The sequence below is a fragment of the Centipeda infelix ATCC 43532 genome (assembly GCF_000234095.1).
GTDB lineage: Bacteria > Bacillota > Negativicutes > Selenomonadales > Selenomonadaceae > Centipeda > Centipeda infelix.
In genome coordinates, this window is record NZ_JH376800.1 from 392,723 (window position 1) to 405,477 (window position 12,755).

Genomic DNA, 12,755 nt, shown 5'->3' on the forward strand with positions numbered 1-12,755 from the left:
TAGCTTCCTGTGTATGTACAAAGTGGTAGAAATAGGAGGAATACAGGTCGTATGATCGAAAATAAAGTAGAGGCACCGGAAATGGTTGTCGAGAATGCAGAAGAGTCGGCAGTCGCAGCAACAAAGGCAGCGGCATTTCGCACGTATATCGAGAAAGAGAACATCGGCGGCGTGCAGGAGCACGAGGTCGGGGACGCTGTACATTCGCACGTCTTTCGCAGCAATCTCCCCGTACAGGGACAGAGTCTGCCATTCATGATCCTGATCGATGACAGCGTCTACACGCTGATCCAGGTGGAGATTGCCGCGCAGCTTGTGACAGCGGAGAAGAAGCCCGGCGTTGCAGTGTATTTGAATGACCTAAACGATCAGTATCGCATGCTGAAATATGGCAGTGATGAGATGGGCAATGTACTCCTGACCTGCAGCATTCCGTCCGGGATCGATCAATTCGATCCCTCACTCATCGTGGCACTCTTGAACCAGATTCAAGGGCATTTGAACGCGTTGTATCCGGATGTTATGGCGAAGCTGTGGAGCAAAGAACGGGACGAGAAGAGCGAGGCCTGAGATCTTTCGAGATTCTTAAGGAAGCTGCCGGGAGAAAAATTTCCGGCAGCTTTTCTCTTCTGCAAAAAATATTTCGATAGATATTTTCATTAGATGAACAGTGTGGTAGTATATTAATACGTCGATTATGTGTCACGAAACGATGGAGGGAATGTAATGCTTGATAAGAATGCGGGACAGGATTTTGCAGGGACGATTCAGGGGATTGTCGCGGAGCATAAGAAGAACGAGCTCTTCACGAAGCTACACGGTGGTGAGCCGTATGCCGCTGAGTTGAACGCGCTGATCGACTGTGTGAACGAGGAGCTGGAATACCAGAGGTTCCGTCTGCGCACGGTCAATGAGGCGGTCAAGTCTGGAATGTGGTATATGAAGATCAATCCGGATTTCAGTATTGCCTACGCGATCTGGTCGGATGAGTTCCGCCGTATGATCGGTTTCCGTGGCGAGTCGGACTTCCCGAATACGATCGAGTCGTGGAGCTCGCGTCTGCATCCGGATGATGTAGAGGGGACGTTTTCTTCCTTTAATGCTTGCATCAAGGATCTCAGTGGACGTACCCCGTACGATGCGGACTACCGGCTGAAAATTCATGACGGCAGTTACCGCTGGTATCATGCATCCGGCAATGTCGTACGCGACAAGAGCGGGCATCCTGAGGAGATCATCGGCGTCTTTGTCGATATCGACGAGGAAAAGCGGAAATCGGAGGTGCTGGCTCAGACATCGCAGAAGAAGGAGAAGTTCTACGGCGAGCTTGAGACGATGCTCAGCAGCCTGTATGCGTCGATTGATACGATCACGGAGAGTGTGAGCCAAACGATGGAGCGCACGATGGAGATCTCGAACGTACAGGAGGAGATCACGAAGGCTGCGGAGGATACGCGCAGCCAGACAGAGAACACGCTCAAGATGTCCGAACTTGTTATGACGATCTCGAAGCAGACGAACCTTCTCTCACTGAATGCCTCCATCGAGGCTGCACGCGCGGGCGAGGCAGGACGCGGCTTCTCCGTTGTAGCGGAGGAGGTCAGAAAACTTGCCGACAGCAGCCGCGATGCCGCAAGTAAGATCTTCGAGGCACTCGAATCGATGGAGAAGGCGGCAAGTCATATCGCTGAGCGCGTTAAGTCTATTAACGGGATGATTGAGAATCAGGCGGCGAACATGAAGGAGATCAGTGCCTCTGTCGAGGAAGCGAAAGCGATGTCCGACAACATTGAGGAGCTGTCCAAGAAGCTGTGATTTGCTGGCATTAGCATTGCCTTGAAAACAATAGCAGTCCCCCATAAGCAGCATCGTTCTGTGTGCTTATGGGGGAAATTTCATTCATTAATTGAAATAAGATGGGGATGAGAAGATGGTAAGTGAGATTATACTTCGTACCTATCAGCCGGGAGATCCAAGCAAGGTTTGTTATTTTCAATACGAACTCTACAGGCGTCAGTATGGCTTCAACGGATTTTATGAGCAGGAGATGCTGCGGGGGATGGCGGAGCTCTACGATGATTTGGCGGGCAGTCAGATGTGGATTGCCGAGCTTGATGGAAAGATGGTCGGCGATATCGCAGTCATCAAAAAAGACACGGACAGGGCACAGCTGCGTTGGCTCGGCGTAGATATGGATGTGCAGGGACATGGGCTTGGAAATCGTCTGCTGGCCGAGGCGATTTCTTTTTGCCGCAAGAAAGGTTATCGTCATCTTTTTTTGGGGACGCTTGATCTATTGAAACCTGCACGCCATCTTTACGCTAAGTTTGGATTTCATCGGACGAAGAACGAAGCCTACAATAAGTGGGACAAAAACAGAGAGATGTGCCGTGAGATTTGGGAATGTGAATTAACATAATATAGCAGTCGCAAAGAGCCTGAATTTATTGACAGCACTCTGCGATTGAAATATAATATGGAGAACGGCTATTTATGCAAGATTGTCATTGGAATTATAAGGAATCGCTGATAAAATGAAGTCCGTCAGATTGGCGTAGATTTTTCGTCCGAACAAGGAGGCAAACCGGACGCATAGCCAAAGCTATGTGGAGGCTTTGCCGACACAGTGCGGGCAAAAAAGATGCGTCAAGATGGCGCGGCTGAATTTATCAGTGCTTCCTAAATCTATACGGGGAGAATGGATGGGCTTATGACTTTTGATATGAATCTCGTCATCAACTCATTCCCGTTGCTGCTCATCGGCGCGGGGGTTACGATACAGATCACGGTGCTGTCGACGGCGATCGGCTTTGTGATCGGTCTGATCGTGGGTGTGGCGCGCATCTCGAATCTGCGCCTCCTGCGTATGCTTGCAGAGGTCTATGTGGAGTTCTTCCGCGGAACACCACTGCTCGTGCAGATCTTCCTTTTTTACTTTGCCCTGCCCGTCATCACGGGGCAGCGCATCGACCCATTCATCGCGGCAATCTCAGCGTGTGGCATCAACTCGGGAGCGTATGTGGCGGAGATCTTCCGTGCGGGTATCCAGTCCATCGACGATGGACAGATGGAGGCGGGACGCTCGCTCGGCATGACGTGGCTGCAGACGATGCGCTACATCATCGTGCCACAGGCGTTCAAACGCGTTATCCCGCCGCTTGGCAATGAGTTCATTGCCATGCTCAAAGATTCGTCTCTGGTCTCGGTCATTGGCTTTGAGGAGTTGACGCGCCGCGGGCAGCTCATCATCGCAAAGACCTATGGATCGTTTGAAATCTGGATGAGTGTCGCCGTCATCTACCTTGTGATGACGCTGACGATCTCGCGCTTTGTCGCATATCTGGAACGGAGGTGTCGCGTCCATGATTGAGATTAAGGGGCTGCGTAAGGCCTTCGGCGCAGACGAAGTGCTGAAGGGGATTGATCTCTCCATTGATGAGAAAGAGGTCGTCGTTATCATCGGTCCTTCGGGCTCGGGCAAGAGCACACTGCTGCGCTGCATGAACCATCTCGAGGAGCCGACGGGGGGCGAGGTCATCGTTGACGGGATCACGCTCTCAAGCGAGGCGAATATCAACAAGGTGCGTGAAGAGGTTGGCATGGTGTTCCAACGGTTCAACCTCTTTCCGCATATGACGGTGCTTGAGAATATCATGCTCGCACCGATGAAGGTGAAGCACGTCGCACGCGATGCAGCGGAGAAGACAGCGCGTGAACTGCTCGGACGTGTAGGGCTTGCGGAAAAGGCGGATGCCTATCCCGACAACCTCTCGGGCGGTCAGCAGCAGCGCGTCGCGATTGCGCGTGCGCTTGCCATGCATCCGAAGGTTATGCTCTTCGACGAGCCAACCTCGGCACTCGATCCGGAGATGGTCGGTGAGGTGCTCGATGTCATGCGTGCGCTTGCGAACGAGGGTATGACGATGGTCGTTGTCACGCACGAGATGGGCTTTGCCCGTGAGGTGGGCGACCGCCTGCTCTTCGTGGATGAGGGACGCATTATTGAGTCTGGTGCGCCGCGTGAGGTGTTCGAACATCCAAAGGAGGAACGCACACGCAGCTTCCTGTCGAAGGTGCTTTGATTGATGCGCCTGCGTGGGACGTTGATGCTGCTGGCGGCATCGTTTTTTTGGGGCACAACCTTTGTCGCCCAGATCCTCGGGATGGAGGGGCTCGGTCCATATACCTACGCAGCCTCCCGTTTCGCACTCGGCACACTCCTGATTGGGACTCTTTGGTATGCCTATCGTGGTAAGCGTGCCGCAGAGCGCCGTGCGGGAACATTCCACTCAGGATTTCGCGCGGGGATTCCCGTGGGGCTTGCGATGTTTGTTGGCGTGACGCTCCAACAGGTCGCGCTTCTCTATACGACGGCAGGAAAGACGGCGTTCATCACGACGCTCTACATCGTCCTTGTTCCGCTCGCCGCTGTCCTGCTTGGACAGCGCGTACGCGCAGCACAGTGGGGCGGCGCTCTGCTCGCCTTTGCAGGGGTCTACTTTCTCTCTGTACATGGGGCGCTCACACTCAACACGGGGGACGTCCTCGTCTTTCTCTGTTCCTTTTTCTGGATGGGGCAGATTCTCCTCATTGATCGCTTTGCGCGTGCGGTAGATCCCATCGAACTATGCTTGATGCAGATGATTGTCTGCACCATTGGGAGTACGGCACTCGCTGTCGTCTACGAGACATTCGTCTGGATGGATCTTTGGTATGCAGCGGTTCCCATTCTCTATGCGGGGATTTTTTCCTGCGGTGTCGCCTACACCTGTCAGATTCTCGGACAGGCATATGTAGAGCCGACACAGGCGGCGATCCTCATGTCGACGGAGGCGATCTTCGCCGCCGTGGCGGGGTGGATCATCCTCGGGGAGACGATGAGCGGCATTCAGATGTTGGGCTGTGCGCTTCTCCTCGGTGGTGCGCTTATGGCGCAGGTGCGCGGGACAGGGAAATTGCAAAGAAACTGATGGAATCGGTACTTCGATAGGAGTATGTATATGCCGGCAGCTGAAATCATTAAACCAAAAATAACAATCAAGGTGGTCGGCGTGGGCGGCGGCGGCAACAATATTGTGCGTTGTGTGCGTGAAAAATACGACCTCGACATCACACTCATTGGGATCAACTCTGATCTGCGTCAGCTGAATACGCTGCACAAGCAGGGGATTACGGTTCTGCCCGTCGGGGAGAAACTGACGAATGGACGCGGTACAGGCGGACGAGTCGAGATTGCCGAGCAGGCGGCACGTGAGGAGGAGAAGGCGATCCGTACGATGCTCGAAGGATCTGACCTCGTTATCATTGCGGCGACGATGGGTGGAGGCTTCGGGACGGGGGCAGCACCTGTTGTTGCAGAAATCGCGCAGGATATGGGCATTCTCTCGATTGGTGTGGTGACGATGCCGTTTCACTTCGAGATGCCGCGCAAGACACAGACGGCACAGGTGGGGATCGCCAAAATGCAGGGACGTACGGATGCGTTCATTACGATCCGCAATGACAACCTACTCAAGATCGCGCCGGATCGAAATATGTCCTTTGTCGAGGCCTTTGCCCTTGCGGATGAGGTTCTACGGCAGACCGTCGGTTGTGTGGCGGAGCTGATCCTCACAACGGGGATTATTAACGTCGATTTCTCCGATGTGACAACGATCTTCCGACAGGGAGCATCGAGTGATGCCCTGCTCGCGATCGGTACGGACGTAAGTCCTCAGAAGGCGGTACGGAAGGCAGTCGAGAGTCCGCTCATCGACCGCGGCATCGATGGAGCGCGCGGAATTGTACTGAACCTCACAGGCGATCCTACGATGAGCTTACGCGATGTGGATGAGGCGGTACACTATATTCATAAGAGTGCACACCCCGAGGTCAACGTGATCGTGGGGCTTGTCGTGCAGCCGGAGATGGCGGGCAGGGTGCAGGCGACACTCATTGCAACGGATTTTGATGACAGCTATATCCCTGCTTCTGAGGGCTGATTCGGACAAAGTTTGTGAAAGGAGGAACGCAGATGGAAGAGCTCCTGCAAGAAATGCATGCATGGATGAATGTCTATATGCGTTCCTTCCGCGCGGATGACCCAGATGTCATGCGCGGGATCCGCCTGAAGGAGATTCATACGGGCTATGTGACGGCGAATGCGCGTGCACTTGCAAAGCACCTTGGCTGCAATGCACATGATGTAGCACTCGCCGAGATTATCGGGCTCTTTCACGATGTGGGGCGGTTTCGGCAGTATGCTGTCTATCAGACGTTCAATGATGCACAATCAGAGGATCATGCGGAGCTTGGGCTGAAAGTGCTCGCGGAGGAAGTAGACTTTTTGGCGCGGCTTCGTCCACAGGATGCTGACATTGTGCGTTTTTCCATCAAGTACCACAATAAAAAGGAAATTGCGCCGACGGACGATGAGCGAAAGCTGTTTTTCGCGAAGCTCATTCGCGACGCGGACAAGCTTGACATCTATCGTGTCCTCCTTCCGTTTCTCGCGCCCGATGCGGCGGAGAAAGCACCGCACTTCGTACCGTCGGATGCGGCGCAGGAGGTCAGCCCTGAATTTGTGGCGGACTTCGCGGCGGGACGACAGGCGGACTACTATCGTCTGCGTACGCACGGTGACCGCAAGATTGTGCGGCTCATGTGGATCTATGACATCAATTTCATGTGGACACTGCGCCGTATTGTGGAACGTGGCTATGTGGACGCCTTTATTGAGAGCCTTCCGGCGCAGGATGGAATTGCCGAGGGCGTTGCGCGTCTGCGCGCCTATATCGAACGGCTCTGCGCACAGAACGATTGATTGAAATTATACGGATCGAGGGGTAGGGACATGGCGGACGTAAAGACATCGAATTTTATCCGAAATATCATCGACGAAGATCTGCGTGCGGGACGGCACACGGAGGGGATTCACACGCGCTTCCCGCCCGAGCCGAACGGCTACCTGCATGTCGGGCATGCGAAGTCCATCTGTCTCAACTTTAGTGTCGCCGAGGACTACGGCGGATTGTGCAATCTGCGCTTTGACGATACGAATCCGACGAAGGAGGATGTCGAGTATGTGGACTCCATCCAGGAGGACATCCGCTGGCTCGGCTTCTCGTGGGGGGATCGCCGCTTCTATGCGTCGGATTACTTCGAGCAGATGTATAACTATGCAGTTACATTGATTGAAAAAGGACTTGCATACGTGGATGATCTCTCGGCGGATGAGATCCGTGCCCATCGCGGTACGCTGACCGAGCCGGGGGTGGAAAGCCCGTACCGCAGCCGCTCCGTGGAGGAGAATCTCGACCTCTTCAGGCGGATGCGTGCAGGTGAGTTCCCCGATGGGGCACGTGTCCTGCGTGCAAAGATCGACATGGCATCGCCGAACCTCGTGATGCGCGACACGGTGATCTATCGTATCGCGCATGTACCACACCATCGGACGGGGGATGCGTGGTGTATCTATCCGATGTATGATTTCGCGCACCCGATCTCAGATGCAATCGAGGGCATTACGCACTCGCTGTGCACGCTTGAGTTCGAGGAGCACCGTCCGTTCTATGACTGGCTGCTTGAGGCACTTGGCTTCCCTGCGGGGGAGCGTCCGCGCCAGATCGAGTTCGCGCGTCTCAATCTCTCGGGGGCGATCACGAGCAAGCGCAAGCTGCGTCAGCTCGTCGAGGAGGGGCATGTGCGCGGCTGGGATGATCCGCGTATGCCGACCATCTCGGGGATGCGGCGCCGCGGCTATCCGTCTGCAGCAGTTCGTGCGTTCTGTGAGGAGATCGGCGTCGCGAAGAGCAACAGCACGGTCGATAACGCCATGCTCGAGCACAGTGTCCGCGACGAACTGAACCGCAATGCGCCGCGCATCATGGCAGTGCTGCGTCCGCTGAAGATCGTCCTCACGAACTATCCCGAGGGCGAGACAGAGTATCTGCTCGCGGAGAACAGCCCCACCCACGGCGGACAGCGTTATGTGCCGTTCGCGCGTGAACTCTATATCGACCGCGAGGACTTTATGGAGGATGCACCGAAAAAGTTCTTCCGTCTGAAGCCGGGCGGCGAGGTACGCCTCAAGCACGCCTACATCATCAAATGTGAGGAAGTCATAAAGAATGCTGCAGGAGAGATCACGGAGCTGCGCTGTACGTATGACCCTGAGACGCGGAGCGGCGGTGCTGCGGCGAACCGCAAGGTGAAGGGGACGATTCAATGGGTCGCGGCAGAGTACGCGCTCACGGCGGAGGTTCGGCTTTATGAGAGCCTCCTGCGCGATATCCCCGAGGGTGAGGAGGTACCAGAGAATTTTATCGACGCACTGAATCCCCACTCGCTTGTGGTGCTGACGGATGCGAAGGTTGAGCCGAGTGTTCGTCTTATGGCGGCAGGTGCACACTATCAGTTCCTGCGTGTCGGTTACTTTGTGGTTGACCCGGATACCACACCGGATCATATTGTGTTCAATCGTGTGGTCGGCCTGAAGGACTCGTGGAGCAAGGTGAAGTAGAGCCCTCTCGAACCATGCGTATGTGTTGTCTTGCACAGCATAAGGAGGTTTGCCGTGGCAAAAATACCGAAGAACCGATCTGACAAGGATATGATGCAGGGCTTTGAGGAGGAGGAAACTCTCGCCGAGGTTTTGCTGAAAAAGGAGCGGCAGGCAGAGGAACGCGCACGTGCTCAAGCGGCACATGAACCTCCCGCCGACCTTGCCCGTGCGGGGCTTTCCTCCGCACAGGTGGATGAACTCGGTCGCGCGCTGATGGAGCTGAAGCTGTCTCTGGCACAGGAAGGTGTGCAGCACTATCGGCTCAAGATTCAGCGCAAGGGCCGACAGGTAATCATCACGGCAACGTGATGGATTTCTCGTAACGAGAAGAAGGATGTGTAATGATGGAAAATGCAACGATTGTGGCGATTGTCATCTTCGTCATCGCTTATGCGCTCATCATTTCCGAAAAGGTACACCGTACCATTGTCGGACTGTTTGGCGCAATGCTCATGATACTCTTTGGGATTATCAGCCAGGAGACAGCAGTCCACCATATCGACTTCAACACGCTCGGACTCCTCATGGGCATGATGATTATTGTGAACATCACGAGTGAGACAGGGCTGTTCAACTTCCTTGCGATTTGGGCGGCACAGAAGGTCAAGGCGCAGCCGATCGCCCTCCTCGTCGTGCTCTCGACCATCACGATGGTCTGCTCGGCGCTGCTCGACAACGTCACAACGGTTCTGCTGACCGTGCCCATCACCTTCAGCATTACATCGCAGCTCAAAGTCGATGTCATGCCCTACCTCATATCGCAGATCCTATCTTCAAATATCGGAGGTACGGCAACCCTCATCGGCGATCCGCCGAACATCATGATTGGTAGTGCCGTCGGTCTCGACTTTATGGCGTTTGTGGAGAATCTGACACTCGTCTCAATAATTATCTTTATCTTGGTACAATTCATTCTTATCGCGCTTTACCGAAAGAGTCTGCACACACAGCCGGAGCTCCAGGACAAGATCATGCGTCTGCCTGCAGGGGCACAGATTACCGATCATAGTCTCCTGCGCAAATGCCTTGCCGTCATCTTTCTGACGATCACACTCTTCGTCCTGCACGGCAGCCTCGGGCTTGAGTCTGCAACGGTCGCTCTCTCGGGCGCAGGGCTGCTGCTCCTCCTCACGGCGACGCGTGACGAGAACACGATTGTCAAGGTGCTCTCCAAGATCGAGTGGCCGGCAATCTTCTTCTTCGGCGGACTCTTCATCCTCGTCGGCGCGCTTGTTGAGACGGGCGTGATTCGAATGCTTGCTGCAGAGGCGATCAAGGCGACGGGCGGCGATGTCGAAGCAACGGCGATCCTCATCCTGTGGATGAGCGCATTCGCATCGGCATTCATCGACAACATTCCGTTTGTTGCGACGCTCATTCCGCTGATTCAGGATATGGGGCAAATGGGGCTCACGAACCTCGATCCGCTCTGGTGGTCGCTCGCGCTTGGCGCGTGCCTTGGCGGCAACGGAACGCTCATCGGTGCGAGTGCAAACGTCGTCGTTGCGTCCATGTCGGCGCAGCGCGGACGTCCGATCTCCTTCATAGGCTTCATGAAGATCGCACTCCCGATCATGACGTTCACCATCATTATCTCGAACATCTACGTCTGCATTCGCTATCTCTAAGGAATCGCTGATAAAATGAAGTCCGTCAGATTGGCGTAGATTTTTCGTCCGAACAAGGAGGCAAACCGGACGCATAGCCAAAGCTATGTGGAGGATTTGCCGACATAGTGCGGGCAAAAAAGATGCGTCAAGATGGCGCGGCTGAATTTATCAGTGCTTCCCTAAGCGGTGTGATATCGGAATCCCCGACTGCTTCGACGGTCGGGGATTTATCTTTGCGGTTGCGTGTGCTATGCTATGATAAAAAAGGAGGATGGCAATGATACTGCATACGGGAATGCGCACGGACATCCCTGCGTTCTATGCGCCGTGGTTCGCGAACCGTCTGCGTGCGGGTGAGGTCTGTGTACGCAATCCCTACGATGAGCAGCAGGTTACGCGCTACCGCCTTGATCCGTCCGTTGTCGATCTCATTGCATTCTGCACGAAAAATCCCGCGCCCATGCTCCCGCACATGACTCTTCTCGCGCCGTTCGGACAGTTCTGGTACGTTACCATCACGCCCTACGGAAGGGCCATCGAGCCGCATGTGCCGCCGTGGCAGGAGGTCGCGCGCGCCTTTCGCCGGCTCTCGGAGATTGTCGGCGTGCGCGCGGTCGGCTGGCGGTATGATCCCATCATTATCGATGGACGACATACGGTTGACTGGCATCGAGGACAGTTTTCCATGATGGCAGAGATGCTTGCAGGTGCGACTGAGATGGTCGTCATCAGCTTTCTCATGCGCTATGCCAAGACGCGGCGGAACTTCCCCGAGGGGCGCGAGGTGACGCACGCGGAACGGTTGGAACTCGGCGCGTATATCGTGGAGACGGCAAAAGCATACGGCATGACTGTCTATCCCTGTGGCAATGGGGATGAACTTACTGTATTTGGCGCGGATACGGGCGGTTGCATGACACCACGTATCTATGAGCGCGCGCTCGGGCAACGGATTCGATTCCCGAAGTATCAGCGGCAGCGCAAGGAGTGCGACTGCTATCTCGGCACGGATATCGGCGTGTACGACAGCTGTCCGCACCTCTGCCGTTACTGCTACGCAAATACGCATTTTACGCGTGTGCAGAGGAACCGCCGCCGCCACGATCCTGCATCTCCCTTTCTCATCGGGTACGCAGAGGCGGGCGATCGTGTGCATGATGCGGTGCAGGTGAGTTGGCTGGACGTTCAGGAGAGCCTGTTTTGAGCAATCTTTTGAGGTATAGAAAAAATGCTTGCACTTTATGAAAAACATCTGTATAATACAGAGCGTTGAAATCCGTTCCTCAAGACCTGATAGTCGTTCAATGAACGAGTGAAGCCTTGTTTATGTAATCAAGCTTACCCGTACCATAATCTCAGTGAACGCTTTCCCAGTTCGGCGAATGGAGAGACTCTATAATTATTCAAGGGAGATTGTGGAAGAATGGCTTTTGAAGACAAGACACTCGTATGCAAGGAATGCGGCAACAACTTCGTATTCACCGCTGGTGAGCAGGAGTTCTACGCAGAGAAGGGCTTTGAGAACGAGCCGGCACGCTGCCGTGATTGCCGTGACAAGCGTCGTCGCGGTCGTGACGAGCAGCGCAGCGGCGAGCGTCAGATGTTCCATGTGGTCTGTGCCGAGTGCGGCAAGGACACGGAAGTCCCGTTCGAGCCGAAGACGGATCGTCCGGTCTACTGCCGCGACTGCTTCAACGCGAAGCGCGCAGCACGTTTCTAAGGATTTTTTGAGGGACTTTCGGGTTCCTTCATGGGAGGGATTGCTGCCTTGTGTGCGGCGTCCCTCTTTTGATTTTATCTCATTTGAGGAGGCTTCCCTATGAAACTGAAGAAATTGGCACTTGTTCTGACCGGTGCTCTCGTGAGTCTCGCGCTTGTTGGCTGCGGTGGCGGCGATCAGGCGAAGCAGGATGCAAAGGTGCTGCGCGTGGGTGCAGCAGTGGACTTCGCACCGTTCGAGTTCCAGGATGAGGGACAGAAGGAATATCAGGGCTTCGACATGGATCTCATCCGTGCGGTCGCAAAGGAGATGGGCAGCGAGGCGGAGATCCAGAACATTGGCTTTGATGGCCTGATCCCTGCGCTTCAGGCGAAGAACATCGATGTCATCATCAGCGGCATGACGATCAATGATGAGCGCAAGCAGAAGGTGAATTTCTCCGATCCGTACTATCAGTCGGGTCTTACGATGATCGTCCGCAGCGATGAGGAGGCGATCAAGTCGTTCAAGGATCTCAAGGGGCACAAGGTCGCCGTCCAGATCGGCACGACGAGTGCGAATATGGTCAAGGAGATGGAGGGCGTTACGGTCACGGAGCTGAATACGCCCGCAGACTGCTTTATGGAGCTCAAGGCGCGTGGCGTGGATGCCGTTGTCAATGACCGCCCCGTCAATGATTACTACATCAACCAGACACAGGCAGTCGGCGTGAAGTCGCTTGCGGACAAGCTCTCTGCCGAGGACTACGGCATTGCGATGGCGAAGGACAACGCTGACCTCCAGAAGAAGGTCAATGAGGCGCTCAAGAAGCTGCACGAGAACGGCGAATACGATAAGATCTATCAGAAGTGGTTCGGCGCAAGCAAGTAAGCGCGCATCTAGG

At 54.8% G+C, this 12,755-nt stretch carries 14 protein-coding genes; all 14 read left to right on the forward strand.

The annotated features are described in order from the left end of the window. Nucleotides 1-51 precede the first annotated feature (51 nt). The 14 genes from HMPREF9334_RS10575 to HMPREF9334_RS10640 all read left to right on the forward strand — a co-directional run bounded on the left by HMPREF9334_RS10575 (nt 52) and on the right by HMPREF9334_RS10640 (nt 12,742). Entirely contained in the window at nt 52-570 is a 519-nt protein-coding gene (locus HMPREF9334_RS10575; protein WP_006693457.1) for a hypothetical protein, read from the forward strand. Nucleotides 571-726: 156 nt separating this feature from the next. Beyond that, complete coding sequence (locus HMPREF9334_RS10580) at nt 727-1,815, forward strand: methyl-accepting chemotaxis protein (RefSeq protein ID WP_039957532.1); 1,089 nt, start codon at nt 727-729, stop codon at nt 1,813-1,815. 115 nt (nt 1,816-1,930) lie between these two features. Continuing rightward, on the forward strand, nt 1,931-2,419 hold the full coding sequence (locus HMPREF9334_RS10585; RefSeq protein WP_006693459.1) for a GNAT family N-acetyltransferase: 489 nt from the start codon (nt 1,931-1,933) through the stop codon (nt 2,417-2,419). Between the two features lie 291 nt (nt 2,420-2,710). Then, the gene (locus tag HMPREF9334_RS10590; protein ID WP_006693460.1) at nt 2,711-3,370 is read left to right on the forward strand and encodes an amino acid ABC transporter permease; all 660 of its coding nucleotides are present in this window, start codon (nt 2,711-2,713) and stop codon (nt 3,368-3,370) included. Then, nucleotides 3,363-4,082, forward strand: a complete 720-nt coding sequence (locus HMPREF9334_RS10595) for an amino acid ABC transporter ATP-binding protein (protein WP_006693461.1) — start codon at nt 3,363-3,365, stop codon at nt 4,080-4,082. The genes HMPREF9334_RS10590 and HMPREF9334_RS10595 overlap by 8 nt, the downstream gene beginning before the upstream one ends. A gap of 3 nt (nt 4,083-4,085) precedes the next feature. Further along, nucleotides 4,086-4,970, forward strand: a complete 885-nt coding sequence (locus tag HMPREF9334_RS10600) for a DMT family transporter (RefSeq protein WP_006693462.1) — start codon at nt 4,086-4,088, stop codon at nt 4,968-4,970. A gap of 30 nt (nt 4,971-5,000) precedes the next feature. Next, the gene (locus HMPREF9334_RS10605) at nt 5,001-5,981 is read left to right on the forward strand and encodes a cell division protein FtsZ (protein WP_039957534.1); all 981 of its coding nucleotides are present in this window, start codon (nt 5,001-5,003) and stop codon (nt 5,979-5,981) included. A 32-nt stretch (nt 5,982-6,013) separates the two neighbouring features. Continuing rightward, a complete protein-coding gene (locus HMPREF9334_RS10610) occupies nt 6,014-6,802 on the forward strand; it encodes an HD domain-containing protein (protein WP_006693464.1) in 789 nt (262 codons plus the stop codon). Between the two features lie 30 nt (nt 6,803-6,832). After that, complete coding sequence (locus tag HMPREF9334_RS10615) at nt 6,833-8,500, forward strand: glutamine--tRNA ligase/YqeY domain fusion protein (protein ID WP_006693465.1); 1,668 nt, start codon at nt 6,833-6,835, stop codon at nt 8,498-8,500. Between the two features lie 54 nt (nt 8,501-8,554). Continuing rightward, a complete protein-coding gene (locus HMPREF9334_RS10620; protein WP_006693466.1) occupies nt 8,555-8,851 on the forward strand; it encodes a hypothetical protein in 297 nt (98 codons plus the stop codon). A gap of 32 nt (nt 8,852-8,883) precedes the next feature. Then, nucleotides 8,884-10,170, forward strand: coding sequence for an ArsB/NhaD family transporter (locus tag HMPREF9334_RS10625; protein ID WP_006693467.1), 1,287 nt, complete (start codon nt 8,884-8,886; stop codon nt 10,168-10,170). 259 nt (nt 10,171-10,429) lie between these two features. Then, on the forward strand, nt 10,430-11,356 hold the full coding sequence (locus tag HMPREF9334_RS10630) for a DUF1848 domain-containing protein (protein WP_006693468.1): 927 nt from the start codon (nt 10,430-10,432) through the stop codon (nt 11,354-11,356). 219 nt (nt 11,357-11,575) lie between these two features. Further along, a complete protein-coding gene (locus HMPREF9334_RS10635) occupies nt 11,576-11,872 on the forward strand; it encodes a zinc-ribbon domain containing protein (RefSeq protein ID WP_006693469.1) in 297 nt (98 codons plus the stop codon). A 99-nt stretch (nt 11,873-11,971) separates the two neighbouring features. After that, on the forward strand, nt 11,972-12,742 hold the full coding sequence (locus tag HMPREF9334_RS10640; protein ID WP_006693470.1) for a basic amino acid ABC transporter substrate-binding protein: 771 nt from the start codon (nt 11,972-11,974) through the stop codon (nt 12,740-12,742). The last annotated feature ends 13 nt before the right edge of the window (nt 12,743-12,755 follow it).

Bases quoted from the DNA above. Each gene is read 5' to 3' on its own strand.
- HMPREF9334_RS10590 (WP_006693460.1), top strand. From the start codon at position 2,711: ATGACTTTTGATATGAATCTCGTCATCAACTCATTCCCGTTGCTGCTC.
- HMPREF9334_RS10585 (WP_006693459.1), top strand. From the start codon at position 1,931: ATGGTAAGTGAGATTATACTTCGTACCTATCAGCCGGGAGATCCAAGC.
- HMPREF9334_RS10630 (WP_006693468.1), top strand. From the start codon at position 10,430: ATGATACTGCATACGGGAATGCGCACGGACATCCCTGCGTTCTATGCG.
- HMPREF9334_RS10615 (WP_006693465.1), top strand. From the start codon at position 6,833: ATGGCGGACGTAAAGACATCGAATTTTATCCGAAATATCATCGACGAA.
- HMPREF9334_RS10600 (WP_006693462.1), top strand. From the start codon at position 4,086: ATGCGCCTGCGTGGGACGTTGATGCTGCTGGCGGCATCGTTTTTTTGG.
- HMPREF9334_RS10625 (WP_006693467.1), top strand. From the start codon at position 8,884: ATGATGGAAAATGCAACGATTGTGGCGATTGTCATCTTCGTCATCGCT.
- HMPREF9334_RS10635 (WP_006693469.1), top strand. From the start codon at position 11,576: ATGGCTTTTGAAGACAAGACACTCGTATGCAAGGAATGCGGCAACAAC.
- HMPREF9334_RS10580 (WP_039957532.1), top strand. From the start codon at position 727: ATGCTTGATAAGAATGCGGGACAGGATTTTGCAGGGACGATTCAGGGG.
- HMPREF9334_RS10605 (WP_039957534.1), top strand. From the start codon at position 5,001: ATGCCGGCAGCTGAAATCATTAAACCAAAAATAACAATCAAGGTGGTC.
- HMPREF9334_RS10640 (WP_006693470.1), top strand. From the start codon at position 11,972: ATGAAACTGAAGAAATTGGCACTTGTTCTGACCGGTGCTCTCGTGAGT.
- HMPREF9334_RS10595 (WP_006693461.1), top strand. From the start codon at position 3,363: ATGATTGAGATTAAGGGGCTGCGTAAGGCCTTCGGCGCAGACGAAGTG.
- HMPREF9334_RS10610 (WP_006693464.1), top strand. From the start codon at position 6,014: ATGGAAGAGCTCCTGCAAGAAATGCATGCATGGATGAATGTCTATATG.
- HMPREF9334_RS10575 (WP_006693457.1), top strand. From the start codon at position 52: ATGATCGAAAATAAAGTAGAGGCACCGGAAATGGTTGTCGAGAATGCA.